The following is a 14,892-nucleotide window of genomic DNA, read 5'->3' as shown; positions in this document are numbered from 1 at the left end:
CCAACCTTGCAAATCTCAGTAGGCGCTCGGCATGATCCACGGGTTCACCGTGATGCCGAGGCGAGGGCCTTTGTCGTCGGCCGTGGCTTCCGTGGAAGCCTTCTTGTCGACCGAGCCGGTCGAAGCGCAATCGAGCTTCACATTGGTCCGGGTGTCGACGCAGGCGGCGGCGGGCACATGCTTGATCGCATGGGTCGTGTTGGCGGCAAAGGCCGAGCCCGAAAGTGCCAGCACGCCGGCGAGGGTGAGGAGGGTCTTTTTCATGGTCAGTCTCCGTTTTCGACGGTGAATTTTTTCGTACATGTACGTTACTTCGTACAAATACGTCCGTCGACCGCCGAGTTCAAGGGTAAATCGTACGCGTACGATAGTTTTTTGTTAACCAAGAAATCCGGCCCCGGTTTGGCTCGGAAAGGCGGCGCGGAATCTGGAAACGAAAAGCCTGCAGATCAGCAGTTGACCGGTGTCTCGGTCAATGGCGGCACATCTTGTGTGCTGAGCGTGGCAAGGGTGAAGTCGCACATCCGCTTCACGAAAGCCTGCGCGTCCCCGAAGGGATAGAAGGGGAAGGTGATCAACAGCGAGATGGTGCCATGGCCGACCGCCCACAGCATGGTGGCGATGGCGCGCGGATCGCCATGCAATTTCCCGGCGGCGACACAGGCCTCGACCCTGCTGATCAGCACCTTCATCGCCGGATTGCCTTCTTCCATGTCCTCGTAGCTCCTGCCTTCCGGCAGCCTGGTCTTTTCGGTCATGAAGACGGTGCGGTATTCATTTGGGTTGCCGAGCCCGAAAGCGGCATATTCGGTCATCACCGCCCGCAAGGCCTCGATCGGATCGTCGGACGGGTGCTCCTCGATGCGCCGGGCAAGCGTTTCGAACGCGTCCTCGGCCAGCGCGAAGAGGATGTCCTGCTTGTCGGCGAAATAGGAATAGACCGACATCGGCGCGTAGCCGACCCGCCTGGCCAGCTTGCGGATGGTCAGGCCCTCGTAGCCTTCTTCCTGGACGAGCTTGTGCGCGGCCTCTACAAGCTCCGAGCGGAGTTCGGCCTTTTGTTTCTCGCGGCGTTTCTGGACGCTCAGCGGCAAGTCCGTTGCCCTTGTCTGGTTGATGCCTGGCTAAATTATATACGCTGTACGGAAACGAACAAGGCCGCCGACGGTTCCAAGCGGCAGGCGCCAGATCGCGGGGAATCAGATCGCGCCGATGCCGCCGTCGATGGCCAGCGCATGGCCGGTCATGAAGGAATTGGCCGGGTCGGCGGCAAACAGGATGGCGGTGGTGATTTCGTCGACTTCGGCCACGCGCTTCATCGGCACGCCACGAGTCAGCTCGGCCAGCGCCTCTGCCTCCGGCGCGCGGGAGACGCGCACGAAACTGTCCACCATCGCCGTCCTGGTGTGGGCGGGGCAGATGGCGTTGATGCGCAGGCCCTTGCTGGCATATTCGACCGCCGCCGAGCGGGTCAGGCCGACGACGCCATGCTTGGCGGCGGCATAGACCGAAAGCTTCGGCGCGCCCGAAAGGCCGGCGGCCGAGGCGATGTTGACGATGGCGCCGCCCTTGGCCGTCGCCTTGAACTGCTGCTCCATCCGCGGGATCTGGTGCTTCATGGCATAGAACACGCCGAGCAGGTCGACCTCGAGCACACGGCGTGCTTCGTCCGATGGAACCTGGGGCAGGCGCACGAAACTCTGGACGATGCCGGCATTGTTGACGGCGACATCCAGGCGGCCAAATCTTTCGACCGCCAGCGCCACGAGCGCTTCCGACAACGCCTCGTCGGCAATGTTGCCGGCCAGCGTGGCCGTTTCGGCATCGAGCGTCCCGGCGAAACTCATCAGGGCCGTTTCATCCAGGTCCGAGAGAACCAGCCGGGCGCCTTCGGCGGCAAAACCCTTGGCGGCGCCACGGCCGAGGCCGCCGGCCGCGCCCGTGATCAGCACCGTAGCTCCATCAAAGCGGCCCATTGCTTAGCTCTCCTTGTCGATCAACTCGGCGGCGAGGCGCGACAGCAGCTTCACCGCCTCGCCATAGGTCCTGGCCTTTTCGGGATTAGAGGCATTGCCGTCCAGCGCCCGCTTGTAGACACCCTGGCAGATTGCAGCCAGCCGGAAGAAGGAGAAGGCGAGGAAGAATGTCCAGTTGCCGATGCCGGTGAGCCCGCGTCGTCGGCAATAGGCAGCGACATAGTCTTCTTCGGTGGGCAGGCCGAGCGCCAAGCGATCGATGCCGCCCAGGCCGCGAAAGCCTGAGGCGTGCGGCAGGCGCCATTGCATGCACTGATAGGCGATGTCGGCGAAGGGGTCGCCAAGCGTCGACAATTCCCAGTCGAGCAGGGCAAGCACATCCGGCCGGTCCGGCGCGAAAATCAAATTGTCCAGCCGGTAGTCGCCATGCACCAGCGCAATGCGGCCATCATCGGCCGGCACATGCGTCTCAAGCCAGGCGATCAAGCGGTCCATGTCGGCAATGGCGCCGGTTTCCGAGGCACGGTACTGGGTGGACCAGCGCGCCAGCTGGCGTTCGAAATAATTGCCGGGCCGGCCGAAATCGCCGAGCCCCACCGCCTCGACATCGACATCGTGCAGGGCGGCCAGCGTGGCGTTCATGGCGTCGCAGATGGCCGCGCGTTCATCGTTGCCGCGTGCCTCCGGCAATGCCGGATCCCAGAAAATGCGGCCATCGAGGAAGTCCATGACGTAGAACATGCGGCCGATCGGCGAGTCCTCGGTCGACAGGTGCAGCATTTCGGGCACGGGCACGGCCGTGCCGGCAAGCGCCTTCATCACGCGGAATTCACGGTCGACCTGGTGCGCCGATTTCAGGAGTTGGCCTGGCGGCTTGGCGCGCAGCACGTAACGGCCGCTTGCCGCCGTCAGGAGATAGGTCGGGTTGGATTGGCCGGACTTGAATTTTTCGATGGCCGCGAGCCCGGAAAAGCCCGGTATTTGCGCCTCGAGGTAAGGCGCGAGCGCCGCCTGGTCGAGCGCGTTCGGGTCACTCATGCGGTCTCGGGCTGGCGTTCAAGCAAGGTCAGGGTCAACCAGCGGGCGGTCAGCGCCGGTTTCTTCGAGCCCTCGATCTCGATGGTCACGTCGTGCGCCGTCTGCACCCAGCCCGACGGCCTGACCTTGACGTCGGCCAGCACGAAACGGGTGCGGATGCGCGCGCCGGTCTTCACCGGTGCCAGGAAGCGCAGCGAATCGAAGCCATGGTTGACACCCATCTTGCCGTTTTCCAGTGGCGGCATGGTCTCGAAGGTCATCGCCGACAGCAGCGACAGCGACAGGAAACCATGCGCGATGGTGCCGCCGAAGGGCGTCTCGCGCTTGGCCCGTTCCGGGTCGCAGTGGATGAACTGGTGGTCGTCGGTGGCGTCGGCGAACTGGTCGATCATGCGCTGCGTGACCACGCGCCACGGCGAGACGCCGACTTCCTTGCCGACGCTGGCCAGAAGCACATCGAGACTGATCGGTTCCACGCTCACGTCCTCCTGTTTTCACCTCCGGCTTCTGCGGCCGGAAAATGTCATTCCTTGAACAAGGTCAGCCCATGCTGCACCGACTGCCCGCCGTCAATCGGCAGGATGGCGCCGGTGACATAGCTGCCCGCACGGCTGCACAAATAGAGCGTTGCGCCGGCAATGTCATCCGGTGCGCCGATGCGGCCGATCGGGACATGGTTGCCGACATGCCTGGCCTGTTCGTCCGTGCCGGTGGCGAAAGCCGTCATGCGGCTCTGGAAGGGGCCGGGGGCAAAGGCGTTGACGGTGATGCGGCGGCCGGCAAGTTCGAGCGCCAGCGTGCGCGTCAGGTGATGCACAGCCGCCTTCGAGGCGGTGTAGGAATAGGCATCGTCGGCCAGCGGCTGCGTGCCCATCACCGAGCCCAGATTGATCACCCGGGCCGGATCGGCGTCGCTGGCGTCGGCATCGAGCAGCGGCAGCAATTCGCGCGTCAGGTGGAAGACCGCGGTGACGTTGACGCCGAACACCTTGGCCCAGGCGTGGTAGGGAAAGCTTTCCAATGGTGCGCCCCAGGACACGCCGGCATTGTTGATCAGAATATGCAGTTTTTCGGTGCGCGCCTTGACCTCGCCGACCAGGGCGGCAATGCCAGCCTCGCTGGAGACGTCGCCGGCAAAGCCTTCCGCCTGGCCCGGGGCGCCAAGCCCGTTCAACTCATTGGCCACCTTGATGCAGTCGTCGCCCTTGCGCGAGGCGATCATCACGCTGGCGCCGGCCCTGACCAGCGCGGTCGCCGCCATGCGGCCGATGCCGGTTGCCGCTCCCGTCACCAGCGCGGTCTTGCCGGCAACCGAAAACAGCTCGTCGAGATAGCTCATCCGAATTTCTCCGCGCCTTGCCCCGCCTGCGGGCAAAACAGTTCGCGTTGACAAGGCTATCCGAAGTACGGTCATCCTTGCCACGGGTAAAATGCCTGGCCTGCATGAAGGGTTAGCGACCGATGACGCAGATGAATCTCGGCATGACCGAGCGGCTGAAACCGATCCACGCACGCGTCGCGGCCATGGTGCGAGACGAGATCATGCCGCTCGACAAGGAATTCCTCGGCGAAGTCGGCAAGGAAGGCGACCGCTGGGTCTACAGCAAGCGCCAGAGCGAAATCCTCGAAGGGCTGAAGAAGACCGCCCGGGACCGCGGCCTGTGGAACTTCTGGCTGACCGGTTCGGAGCGCGGCTACGGCCTGTCCACCGTCGAATACGCCTATCTGGCGGAGGAGATGGGCAAGGCGCATCTGGGCGCCGAAACCTTCAACTGCTCGGCGCCCGACACCGGCAATATGGAGGTTCTGGAACGCTACGGCTCGGCAGAGCACAAGCGGGAATGGCTCGAGCCGCTGCTGGACGGGAAAATCCGCTCGGCCTATCTGATGACGGAGCCGGATGTCGCGTCCTCCGACGCCACCAACATTGCCATGCGCTGCGAGCGGCAGGGCGATGATTACGTGCTCAACGGCGAGAAATGGTGGGCATCGGGCGCCGGTGACCCGCGCTGCGCCATCTATATCGTCATGGCGCGGACCGGCGGCGATGAGGAGCCACAGCACCGCCGCCATTCCATGATCCTGGTGCCATCGGACGCCAAGGGCGTGACCAAGGTCCGCGCCATGCAGGTCTATGGCGACGATGACGCGCCGCATGGCCACATGCACCTGCGCTTCGACAGTGTCCGGGTACCGGCCTCGAACCTGATCCTCGGCGAGGGCAAGGGTTTCGAGATCGCCCAGGGGCGGCTCGGTCCCGGCCGCATTCATCACTGCATGCGCGCCATCGGCCAGGCCGAGATGGCGCTGGAAATGCTGTGCCAGCGTTCGGTGCGCCGCGAGGCGTTCGGCCAGAAGCTGGCAAAACTTGGCGCCAATTTCGACATCATCGCCGAATGCCGCATGGAGATCGAGATGGCCCGGCTGCTCTGCCTCAAGGCGGCGTGGATGATCGACCAGGGCGACGCGCGCGCCGCTGCGCCCTGGATCAGCCAGATCAAGGTGATCGCGCCGCGCGTCGCGCTGAAAGTCACCGACGAAGCGGTGCAGATGTTCGGCGCGCAAGGCATCAGCCAGGATACGCCGCTCGCGCGCTCGTGGACGCATCTGAGGACCCTGCGCCTCGCCGACGGACCTGATGCCGTGCACCGGCGGCAGGTGGCGCGCACCGAGCTCAAGAAATACACGCAGGAAAAGATCTGAGCGCTGCCGGCCGTGTTGCCGCCGACAAACAAGGAATCCCCGCCAATGACGATCCCCTCCGAAATGAAGGCGCTGCTCTTGGTCGGTGACGGCTATACCAGGACGCCGAGCGGCAGCGTGCTCGAGGCGATGGAGCCCTATCTCGAGCCGGGTAGGATCGCGGTGCCGGTGCCCGGGCCGGGCCAGGTGCTGATCAAGGTCAGCCTGGCCTCGATCAACCCCTCGGATGTCGCCTTCATCAAGGGCCAGTACGGGCAGCCGCGCGCCAAGGGCCGGCCGGCCGGCTTCGAGGGTGTCGGCACGGTCGTCGCCGGTGGAGACGAACCTTATCCCAAGAGCCTCGTCGGCAAGCGCGTCGCGTTCGCCACCGGTCTCAGCAACTGGGGTTCATGGGCTGACTATGCCGTCGCCGAGGCAGCGGCCTGCATTCCGCTGCTCGATACGGTGCGCGACGAGGATGGCGCGGCGATGATCGTCAATCCGCTGACCGCGATCGCCATGTTCGACATCGTCAAACAGGAAGGCGAGAAGGCCTTCATCATGACCGCCGGCGCCAGCCAGCTCTGCAAGCTGATCATCGGCCTGGCCAGGGAGGAAGGGTTTCGGCCTGTCGTCACTGTGCGCCGCGACGAGCAGATCGCGTTGCTGAAAGAGCTTGGCGCGGCCCATGTCCTCAACGAGAAGGCGCCGGATTTCGAGGCCACGCTGCGCGATATGATGAAGGCCGAGCAGCCGCGCATCTTCCTCGATGCGGTCACCGGGCCGCTGGCCTCGGCCATCTTCAATGCAATGCCGAAACGGGCGCGCTGGATCATCTATGGCCGGCTCGACCCCGAGGCCACGATCATCCGCGAGCCCGGCCAGCTGATCTTCCAGCACAAGCACATAGAGGGCTTCTGGCTGAGCGAATGGATGCGGCAATCCAGAGATCGGCGTGGCCCCGCGGTCCTCGAGGCGCAGAAGCGATTTTCCGATGGACGCTGGTCAACCGACGTAACCGCGATCGTGCCGTTCGCCGAAGCGATGGCGCGGGTGCCTGCGGAACTGGCCAAGCCCAACGGCAAGGTGTTCATCCGGCCCTAGCGCCTCGAAAGACCGCCATCGAACCTGCCGGATCGTCATCTGCGCCATCAAGCCCCCTATGCCGCGCCGCTTTGTCCGTGATATGCCGCCGCCATCGAATGCCGGGACGAGGCTGAGGCGTCTTCCCCATTGGCGTGCGGGGTTTATTGATGACGATTTCCAAGCCGGTTTTCGACCGTTTGGGGCTGGGCCTTTGGATCGGGGCATTCCTGGTCGTTCTCGCCATGGTCCTGTGGTCGCCCCACACCCGCACCGTGATGGCAGCCTACACATATGGCAGCGACGCATTCCTGAATGGGCGGCCGCTCTACAATCTCCAATCCGAAATGGGATATCTCTACGCGCCCGCCTTCGCCGCGCTTTACGTTCCGGTGGCGAAGCTCGGATCTTATCTCGGCGGGCTGATTTGGCACGTGATGGGCTTTGCCGTGCTCACCTTCGCGGCGATGCGGCAGGTACGCAAGCTTGGCGGCGGCGAATCGACCTGGTTGCTTTCTTACGGTCTCTTCCTTGCCTTGCCGATGGCGCTGGGCGCGATCCGCAACGGCCAGGCGACGATCCTCCTGACCGGTGCCTGCTGGCTTCTCACTCTGTCGGCGCTCGAAGGGCGTCGCGCCGAGACCTTCTTCTGGGCTTCGGTCGCCATCATTGCCAAACCGACCGCTATCATCATGCTTTTGTTGGTGGGGGCTCTGCGCCCGCGGCTGATAGCCGTGCTGGTGCTATCGGTGCTGTTCGTGCTTGCCGTGCCCTATGCGTTCGCACCAGCTTCCTACCTCAACGCGCAATATGGCGATTTCGCCCGCATGCTGACTTCGATGGGCCTCGACAAATCAAGCCACTTTGTCCCCACCGACTTCACGGCGCCCTTCACCTCGGCGGGACTGCCCATGCCTGAATTCGCCGCGACGACCGTGCGTGTCGTCGTGGCACTGCTTACGCTATCGACCGTCCTCTGGTTCGACCGCAAGCTCCAGCCTGGAATGGCCGGACTGGCGATCTTCCTGACGGCAGCCTTCTACATGTGCGTGTTCAATCCGCGCGTCGAGCCCAACACCTATGCCATGATCGCCGTGCCCGCCGGCCTCGCTATTGCCACACTGTGGCGGGACGAGCGTGGCGGCGTCCTGGCCTCGGTGCTGGCGACGGTATTGTTCCTCACGGGTTTGACCGGCGTCGAGCGTCACATGCATGATTTCTTCTACCCTTGGTTCCGGCCGCTCGCGGTCACCTTCATCGCCTGTTCGCTGATCTGGTGGTTCTGGGCCAAGGCGCGCGAAAAGGCGGTGAATGTCGGACCCGTCGCCCATGGCTGAGTTGCGTCAGAAACTCGATATCGTCGCGCCTTTCTTCAACGAGGCGCAATCGGCGTCTGCCTTCGCCGCACTGCTCGACAGGCTCGAGGAAGCGGTATCGAGCCGTTTCGGCATGGCGGTCCACAAGATCCTGGTCGATGACGGCAGCCGCGACGACGGGGCCGAGCGATTTTCCCGCGCCCTGTCGGGATCTTGGGAGATCGTTCGCCTCAGCCGCAATTTCGGCAAGGAGGTCGCGGTGCTCGCCGGACTCGACCAGTCGCGCGGCGACATGGTGCTGATCATGGATTCCGATCTGCAGCATTCCATGGACATCAGCCTGAAGATGATCGCCGAACTGGTCGACGACCCCGAGATCGACGTCGTCTACGCGCAGAACGACCGGCGCGAGGCGAGTTGGCGGCGCAGCCAGCTAGCGAAGCTGTTCTATAGCCTGATCAACAGCAGCCAACGTTTCGACATTCCGGAGAACGCGGGTGACTTTCGCGTCATGCGCGGTACCGTTGCGCGCGCTTTGACGAGTTTGCGTGACAAGCGGCGCTTCAACAAGGGCCTGTTCGCCTGGGCCGGTTTCCGTCAGAAAGCCATACCCTATTCGCCGGAAAACCGCGCCATCGGCAAGTCGAAATGGAGCCGGCTCAACCTGATCGCCTTTTCGCTGGAAGGCTTTACGTCGTTTTCCGTCATCCCGCTGCGCATTATCAGCTTGAGCGGGATGCTGGCGGCGCTGGCGGGCATTGTTTACGGCGCCAAAGTGTTCTTCGAGGTGATGTTCTATGGCATTGCCGTGCCTGGCTATCCCAGCCTGATGGTCGCCGTTGTGCTGCTCGGCGGCCTCAATCTCACCTTGCTCGGCTTGATCGGCGAATATGTCTGGGTCACGCTGTCGGAGAGCAAGGACCGCCCTGTCTATCTGGTGCGCGATGTGGTGCGCAGCAACGTTTCGGACGGCGCCCCAGGCGCGTCCCGCGGATGACGCGGCGCATTCGCCTGATCGCCGACGATTACGGGCTGGCGCCAGGGGTTTGCGCCGGAATTCTCGATCTGCTCGACCGTGGACGCCTGACCGGCACCAGTTGCATGACCGGCTTTCCGGAATGGCCTGATGCGGCGGCGCGCATAAAGCCGCTATGCGGCCGCGCCGCGATCGGGCTGCATCTGACGCTGACCGACCAGCCGGCCATCACAGGCAAATCGAGCCTGGCGCCAAAGGGCCACTTGCCGCCGCTTCGTTCCCTGGCCTTGCCGGTCTTGCGCGGCCGGATCGACGCGCGCGACGTCCATGCCGAACTCGACGCGCAGTTCAGCCGTTTCGTCGAGGCGCTGGGCCGCGAGCCCGACTTCATCGACGGTCATCAGCACGTGCATTTCCTGCCCGTCGTGCGCGGATGGCTGCGTTCGCGTTTTCCCGAGGCCGCCGACAGGCCGATGCTGCGCGGCGCCCCGGCGCTGGGCGATGCCGCCGTCGCAGCGAAAATCGCGGCAATCGCCGCTGTCGCCGCCGGTTTCAACCAATCGATGCAGCACGCCGGCTTTGCGGTCTGGAAGCCACTCGCCGGCATCTATGACTGGCGGCAACCCGACAAATTCCGCCCGGTGCTGGAGGCCGCGGTCGACGCGCTGCCGGAGCATGGACTGTTCATGTGCCACCCCGGCCATGTCGACGAAACGCTGCGCGCGCGCGATCCGATGCAGGGCGTGCGCGAAGTGGAATTCGATGTGCTGGCCTCCGATGCGTTCGGCGCGCGCCTGGCCCGCGCCGGTGTCGAGATCATGGACGGCATGGGATGAGCAGCAGTGACCAACCCCGGCGTTCGACCGGCAGCAAGATCGTCCGTTTCGCGCTTGTCGGACTGGCGAATGCAGCCATCGACTTTGCCAGCTTTTTCCTGCTGCTCAAGCTGCACCTCCCGCCGCTGCCCGCCAATGTCATCTCGTGGTCGATCGCCGTCGTCTTCTCTTTCGTGGTCAATGGCTTCTGGTCGTTCGAGCGCAATCAGGCCATCCGGCTGCATGATGCGTTCCTGCGGTTCGTCTCGCTCGGGGCGCTGATTTCGCTCGGTGTCTCCAGCCTGTCGATCGCGCTCTTTTCCGGCATCGCCGGCGTGTGGCCGGCAAAGATCGGCGGGGTCATCGTGGCGGCGGTACTGAACTTCCTCGCCGCGCGCTGGTCGATCGAGGGCCGGCTGGTGAAGTAGCTATCACTAGAGAGGTTCAGCGTTTGGTGGCATCGCTGAGCCACTTTAACCCGTTGTTTTCACGCAATTCCGGACGGAAACCGTCATACACTTTTCCTGGAACTGCTCTATTCCGCCGGCTCGATATTGGTGTAGGCGGCTTCCTCGAGTTCGCGCTTCAGCCGCGCCTCCTCATGGGTCTTGGGCGTGACGAAGCGGCCCAGCAGGAGATAGGCGACCGGCGTCAGGAACAGCGTCGAGATGGTGGCCAGGCCAAGCCCGCCAACGATCACCCAGCCCAGCGCCACGCGCGCCTCGGCGCCCGCACCGGCGGCCAGCACAAGCGGCACACCGCCAAGGATGGTGCAGATCATCGTCATCATAACCGGCCGCAGGCGGATGGTGGAGGCCTGCTCGATCGCTTCGCGCACGCCGAGGCCGCGATCGCGCAGCTGGTTGGCGAATTCGACGATCAGGATGCCGTTCTTGGCCATGACGCCGACCAGGAGCACGAGGCCGATCTGGCTGTAGGCGTTGAGGCTGGTGCCGGACAAGAGCAGCGCGAAGATCGCGCAGGCAAGCCCGAGCGGCACCGTGGCCATGATGATGACGGCGCTGACGAAGCTCTCGAACTGGGCGGCCAGCACCAAAAGGATGATGACCAGCGCGAAGCCGAAGATGGTGACCATGGCGCTGTTTGTTTCGCCCAAGGTCGCGGCTTCGGCCAGCGGCAGGATACGGCTGCCCGGCGGCAGCAGCGGCGTGGCAATTTGCTCGGCGCGCGCCAGCGCATCGCCGAGCGCGAAATTGCCTGACAGATTGGAGGTGATGGCTACCGACGGCTGCTGCTGCTCGCGCGACAGCGACGGCGGCACGGCACGTTCGGTCAGCGTGGCAATCGTTGACATCGGCACGAAACGGCCGTCAGCCGTCTTCAGGAAGACATTTTCCAGATCGGTCGGGTCGTTGATCGGATTGGTGGTCGAGACAAGCTTCACCCCGTAGCTGCGGTCGGCGATGTAGACATCGACGACGTCGTTGCCGTCGAGCATGGCTTGCATGGTGTTGGCGAGACCCGTGATGTCGATGCCGAGATCGGAAGCGCGCTCACGGTCGATGGCCACGGCCAGCTGCGGCTGCGTCGGGTCGATCGACAGGCGCGGCGTCTGGAAGCGCTGATCCTTCTGCATCTCGGCGATGATCTTGACGGCCGCGTCGCCGAGCGCCTTGCGATCGTTGCCGACCAGCGCGAATTGCAGGCCGTTGCCGGCGCCACGGATGCCGAGACTGTTGGGCTGGACCGGGAAGATGCGCACGCTGGGCACCTGCCTCGTCAGCTGGCTGATCTCGGCCATGATCTCCTGCTGGCTGCGGCTGCGCTCGTCCCACGGCGCAAGCGTCATCACCATGAAGCCCGAATTGTAGGAGCCGTTCTGGCCGGCGTTCTCGAAGGTCGAGCGGATCTCGCCGGAATCGCGCATCGGCTGGATCAGCCGCTCGATCTTCTGCATCTGCTGCGTCGTGTAGTCGAGGCTGACGCCTTGCGGGGCGTTGATGCGCAACAGCACGGCCGCACGATCCTCGGTTGGAGTCAGCTCCTGGCGGATCGTGCCGAACAGGCTGAAGGCAATGCCGGCAAACAGCGCCGCGACAAGAACCACGATCCAAGGCGCGTCGAGACATGCATGGAGCGCGCGCTTGTAGCCGGCATTGAGGACGCCGCCGATGCGCGCACCGATGCCATGGCCGCCTTCGTGCTGAAGCGATGCGCCGGTCAGCATGCGCGAGGCAAGCATTGGGCAAAGCGTCAGCGCCACCACGCAGGACAGAAGCACCGACATGGCCAGCACGAAGCCGAATTCGCGGAACAGGCCGCCGGTCTGTCCAGGCAGGAACGAGATCGGCACGAAGACGGCGACCAGCGTCAGCGTCGTGGCGACGACGGCGAAGAACACTTCCTGCGCGCCGAGCACGGCGGCCGCGCGCGGCCCCATGCCCTCGTTGCGCCGTCGCACAATGTTTTCCAACACCACGATGGCGTCGTCGACGACAAGTCCGGTGGCCAGCACCAAGGCGAGCAGCGTCAGGATGTTGACCGAGAAACCGGCCAGATAGATGGCGGCTATGGTGCCGATCATGGCGACCGGCATCGACAGGCCCGGGATGAGCGTGGCACGCCAGTCGAGCAGGAAGACATAGATCACGATCAGCACCATGGTGACCGACAGGCCGAGCGCGATCTCGACCTCGTGCACCGCGCCCTTGACGAAGACCGCGTCGTCGCTGGTGATCTTGATCGACATGCCCTCGGGCAGGTTCTGCTGCAGCTTGGCGACGGCGGCCTGCACGCCGGTCGATATGTCCAGCGTGTTCGATTCCGCCTGGCGGATGATGCCGAGCCCGATGCCGGTCTTGCCGTCCGAACGCAGCGCGGTCTGGCCGACATCGGGGCCGAGCGTGACGGTGGCGACATCGCGGATGCGCGTTGTGCCGCCGATGATGATGTTTTCGAATTCGGCGGGCGTGGTCACGTCAGCCGTCGTGCGCACGATCAGGTCCTGGTTGGTCGTGGTGATCGAGCCGGCCGGGGAATCGAAGGCAACCGAGGCAAGCGCTGCCCGAAGATCCGCGACCGTGAAGCCGAGGCTGGCGAGCTTGTTCTGGTCGACATCGATGCGGAAGATCTTGTCGCGGTCGCCATAGACCTGGACGTCGGCGACGCCGGGCACGGCGGCCAGTTCATCCTCGATCTGGTCCTGGACCACCACCGTCATGTCCTGGATCGACATGCTGTCCGATGTCACCGCCAGGCGCATCACCGCGTCGGAATTGGCGTCGGCCTTGACGATGCGCGGCGGATCCGCGGTATCCGGCATCTGGTTGGCGACACGGCCAACCGCGTCGCGCACGTCCGAGGCCGCGACGTTGAGATCGACGCCGTCGTTGAACTCGATGGTGACGCGGCTCGAGCCGAAAGAGGAGGAGGACGAGATCGACTTGACGCCGGAGACGCGGGCGACGGCGCCCTCGATCGTGTCGGTCAATTCGCGGTCGACGGTTTCGGCGGCCGCGCCATTGAAAGTGGTGGACACGGTGACGACGGCGCGATCGACGTCGGGCAGTTCGCGGATCTCGACACCGTAGAAGGCGGCGAGGCCGGCAACGGCGATAAGGGTGTTCAGCACGAAAGCCATGACCGGCCTGCGGATGAACAGGGCGGTGAAGCCGGTATCGCTGGCGGCGTTGACGGTGCCGGTCATGAGCCTTCCACGGCGTTCGCGGCAGGAGGCTTCTGGCCGGCGATGCGGACCTCGCCGCCCTCGCTGACGCTCTGGGTGCCTTCGGTGACCACCATGTCGCCGCTGTCGATCTCTGCGTCGATCAGCACCGTCTCGGTGTTGCGCTGGATGATGCGCACCGGCACGCGCCTGGTCTTGCCGTCCTCGACCTGCCAGACATAGGCGCCGTCCGATCCCCACAGGATCGCCAGCGGGCTGACGGCCGGATAGGTCTCACCGGGGAATTTCATGGTGATGCCGAAGGACATGCCGGCGCGCAGGGAATCGGCGGGGTTGGCGATCTTGGCCTTGACCAGAAGCGTGCGGCTCTTTTCGTCGATGTGGTTGTCGATGGCCCAGACCGTCCCGGTATAGGCATTGCTCGGATTGGCGATCGGCGTCGCCGTCAATTGCGCCCCGACCTTGATGGCGGCGGCAAAACGTTCGGGCACCTGGAAATCGACCAGGATGGAGGAGCGGTCATCGAGGGTGGCGATCGCCGATTGGTTGGTTACATAGTTGCCGGCCGAGATCGGCAGGATGCCGACCGTACCGGCGATGGGGGCCAGGATCGAGCGGCGCTGCAGCGCGAGCTCGGCGTCCTGAAGCGCCAGCCTGGCGCCCGCCAACACCACTTCGGCGTCAGCGACCGCGACCGGGGTCGCGGCGTTGGAGGCGCGCAGCGACTTGACGCGGTCGAGCTTGGCCTGCGCGTCCTGCAAGGCGAGCTTGGCGCGGTCCTGGGCGATGATCTCCGTTTCGGAATCGAGCGTGGCGATAATTTGTCCCTTGTCGACATGGCTGCCGGAGTCGACCAGCAGTTCGGCGAGGCGGCCGGAGCTGTAGGGATTGACGGTCACCGAGGCGTTGGCGCGGCCGGTGCCGATGGCCTGCAGGCGGTCGTTGATAACAGCCGAAACGGCAGGCAAGGCGACGACGTTCACCGGGCGGGCGCCATTGCGATTGCCAGCCTGTTTCGCGTCGGTCGCACCGCTCCCGGCCGGGGGCGTCGCCGCGTAGGCCCAATCCATCCCCCAGCGCGCCAGCACTTCCGGCGCTCCGGGATAAAAGCGCGCCCACGCAGCCGCGGCGGCGACCACGATCACAAGCGCAACGGCAATTTGCTTCCAGGTCCGCATCGATACTCCGGTTCAGGAATCGTCAGCCATTCCCAAAGGAGCGGCACAGCGACGATGCGGGCGGCGGCAAGATCCGGCCACGCCACACCGAATATCAGCGGTTTATGGCAATTATCACGCAATCGTGCACATTAAATCTCGGTAACGTGAAGCCGGACATCCGGTTGAGGCGGACTCGATTG

At 64.5% G+C, this 14,892-nt stretch carries 14 protein-coding genes; 6 read left to right on the top strand and 8 right to left on the bottom strand.

Going from position 1 to position 14,892, the window contains the following annotated elements; translation table 11 throughout:
* Positions 1–15 precede the first annotated feature (15 nt).
* The 6 genes from LB569_RS22320 to LB569_RS22295 form a co-directional block, all read right to left on the bottom strand.
* Positions 16–264 (bottom strand): DUF680 domain-containing protein, encoded by a 249-nt coding sequence (locus LB569_RS22320; protein ID WP_224694113.1) that lies wholly within the window; start codon positions 262–264, stop codon positions 16–18.
* 185 nt (positions 265–449) lie between these two features.
* Positions 450–1,094, bottom strand: a complete 645-nt coding sequence (locus LB569_RS22315) for a TetR/AcrR family transcriptional regulator (protein ID WP_140704290.1) — start codon at positions 1,092–1,094, stop codon at positions 450–452.
* Between the two features lie 105 nt (positions 1,095–1,199).
* Positions 1,200–1,976: an SDR family NAD(P)-dependent oxidoreductase gene (locus LB569_RS22310; RefSeq protein WP_224694112.1), complete on the bottom strand. Its 777-nt coding sequence runs from the start codon at positions 1,974–1,976 to the stop codon at positions 1,200–1,202.
* 3 nt (positions 1,977–1,979) lie between these two features.
* Complete coding sequence (locus LB569_RS22305; protein WP_224694111.1) at positions 1,980–3,014, bottom strand: phosphotransferase family protein; 1,035 nt, start codon at positions 3,012–3,014, stop codon at positions 1,980–1,982.
* Positions 3,011–3,496, bottom strand: coding sequence for a MaoC family dehydratase (locus tag LB569_RS22300; protein WP_023770549.1), 486 nt, complete (start codon positions 3,494–3,496; stop codon positions 3,011–3,013). Before LB569_RS22300 ends, LB569_RS22305 begins: the two co-directional genes overlap by 4 nt.
* 41 nt (positions 3,497–3,537) lie before the next feature.
* A complete protein-coding gene (locus LB569_RS22295; RefSeq protein WP_224694110.1) occupies positions 3,538–4,353 on the bottom strand; it encodes an SDR family oxidoreductase in 816 nt (271 codons plus the stop codon).
* A 122-nt stretch (positions 4,354–4,475) separates the two neighbouring features.
* Between LB569_RS22295 and LB569_RS22290 the strand changes: the two genes are divergently transcribed.
* The 6 genes from LB569_RS22290 to LB569_RS22265 all read left to right on the top strand — a co-directional run bounded on the left by LB569_RS22290 (position 4,476) and on the right by LB569_RS22265 (position 10,314).
* The gene (locus LB569_RS22290; RefSeq protein WP_224694109.1) at positions 4,476–5,717 is read left to right on the top strand and encodes an acyl-CoA dehydrogenase family protein; all 1,242 of its coding nucleotides are present in this window, start codon (positions 4,476–4,478) and stop codon (positions 5,715–5,717) included.
* A 45-nt stretch (positions 5,718–5,762) separates the two neighbouring features.
* Complete coding sequence (locus LB569_RS22285; RefSeq protein ID WP_224694108.1) at positions 5,763–6,800, top strand: zinc-binding dehydrogenase; 1,038 nt, start codon at positions 5,763–5,765, stop codon at positions 6,798–6,800.
* A 149-nt stretch (positions 6,801–6,949) separates the two neighbouring features.
* Entirely contained in the window at positions 6,950–8,116 is a 1,167-nt protein-coding gene (locus tag LB569_RS22280; RefSeq protein ID WP_224694107.1) for a glycosyltransferase 87 family protein, read from the top strand.
* Positions 8,109–9,092 (top strand): glycosyltransferase family 2 protein, encoded by a 984-nt coding sequence (locus LB569_RS22275; protein ID WP_224539175.1) that lies wholly within the window; start codon positions 8,109–8,111, stop codon positions 9,090–9,092. The genes LB569_RS22280 and LB569_RS22275 overlap by 8 nt, the downstream gene beginning before the upstream one ends.
* Positions 9,089–9,907 (top strand): ChbG/HpnK family deacetylase, encoded by an 819-nt coding sequence (locus LB569_RS22270; protein WP_224539173.1) that lies wholly within the window; start codon positions 9,089–9,091, stop codon positions 9,905–9,907. The genes LB569_RS22275 and LB569_RS22270 overlap by 4 nt, the downstream gene beginning before the upstream one ends.
* Positions 9,904–10,314 (top strand): GtrA family protein, encoded by a 411-nt coding sequence (locus LB569_RS22265; RefSeq protein ID WP_224539171.1) that lies wholly within the window; start codon positions 9,904–9,906, stop codon positions 10,312–10,314. Before LB569_RS22270 ends, LB569_RS22265 begins: the two co-directional genes overlap by 4 nt.
* 107 nt (positions 10,315–10,421) lie before the next feature.
* Here the strand turns inward: LB569_RS22265 and LB569_RS22260 are convergent, their stop codons facing one another.
* Together LB569_RS22260 and LB569_RS22255 are read right to left on the bottom strand one after the other, a co-directional pair.
* Positions 10,422–13,553 (bottom strand): efflux RND transporter permease subunit, encoded by a 3,132-nt coding sequence (locus LB569_RS22260; protein ID WP_224539168.1) that lies wholly within the window; start codon positions 13,551–13,553, stop codon positions 10,422–10,424.
* Positions 13,550–14,710, bottom strand: a complete 1,161-nt coding sequence (locus LB569_RS22255) for an efflux RND transporter periplasmic adaptor subunit (RefSeq protein WP_224694106.1) — start codon at positions 14,708–14,710, stop codon at positions 13,550–13,552. The genes LB569_RS22260 and LB569_RS22255 overlap by 4 nt, the downstream gene beginning before the upstream one ends.
* Positions 14,711–14,892: the final 182 nt, after the last annotated feature.

Origin of the sequence: Mesorhizobium sp. BH1-1-4 (assembly GCF_020165665.1) — a bacterium.
Taxonomy (GTDB): domain Bacteria; phylum Pseudomonadota; class Alphaproteobacteria; order Rhizobiales; family Rhizobiaceae; genus Mesorhizobium.
Note: the sequence above shows the minus strand (reverse complement) of the source record. Positions and strands in the feature narration are given on the sequence as shown.

Excerpts from the sequence above, each read along its gene's own strand:
- LB569_RS22285 (WP_224694108.1), top strand. The coding sequence starts at position 5,763 with ATGACGATCCCCTCCGAAATGAAGGCGCTGCTCTTGGTCGGTGACGGC.
- LB569_RS22290 (WP_224694109.1), top strand. The coding sequence starts at position 4,476 with ATGACGCAGATGAATCTCGGCATGACCGAGCGGCTGAAACCGATCCAC.
- LB569_RS22270 (WP_224539173.1), top strand. The coding sequence starts at position 9,089 with ATGACGCGGCGCATTCGCCTGATCGCCGACGATTACGGGCTGGCGCCA.
- LB569_RS22310 (WP_224694112.1), bottom strand. The coding sequence starts at position 1,976 with ATGGGCCGCTTTGATGGAGCTACGGTGCTGATCACGGGCGCGGCCGGC.
- LB569_RS22280 (WP_224694107.1), top strand. The coding sequence starts at position 6,950 with ATGACGATTTCCAAGCCGGTTTTCGACCGTTTGGGGCTGGGCCTTTGG.
- LB569_RS22255 (WP_224694106.1), bottom strand. The coding sequence starts at position 14,710 with ATGCGGACCTGGAAGCAAATTGCCGTTGCGCTTGTGATCGTGGTCGCC.
- LB569_RS22275 (WP_224539175.1), top strand. The coding sequence starts at position 8,109 with ATGGCTGAGTTGCGTCAGAAACTCGATATCGTCGCGCCTTTCTTCAAC.
- LB569_RS22265 (WP_224539171.1), top strand. The coding sequence starts at position 9,904 with ATGAGCAGCAGTGACCAACCCCGGCGTTCGACCGGCAGCAAGATCGTC.
- LB569_RS22320 (WP_224694113.1), bottom strand. The coding sequence starts at position 264 with ATGAAAAAGACCCTCCTCACCCTCGCCGGCGTGCTGGCACTTTCGGGC.
- LB569_RS22260 (WP_224539168.1), bottom strand. The coding sequence starts at position 13,553 with ATGACCGGCACCGTCAACGCCGCCAGCGATACCGGCTTCACCGCCCTG.
- LB569_RS22305 (WP_224694111.1), bottom strand. The coding sequence starts at position 3,014 with ATGAGTGACCCGAACGCGCTCGACCAGGCGGCGCTCGCGCCTTACCTC.
- LB569_RS22295 (WP_224694110.1), bottom strand. The coding sequence starts at position 4,353 with ATGAGCTATCTCGACGAGCTGTTTTCGGTTGCCGGCAAGACCGCGCTG.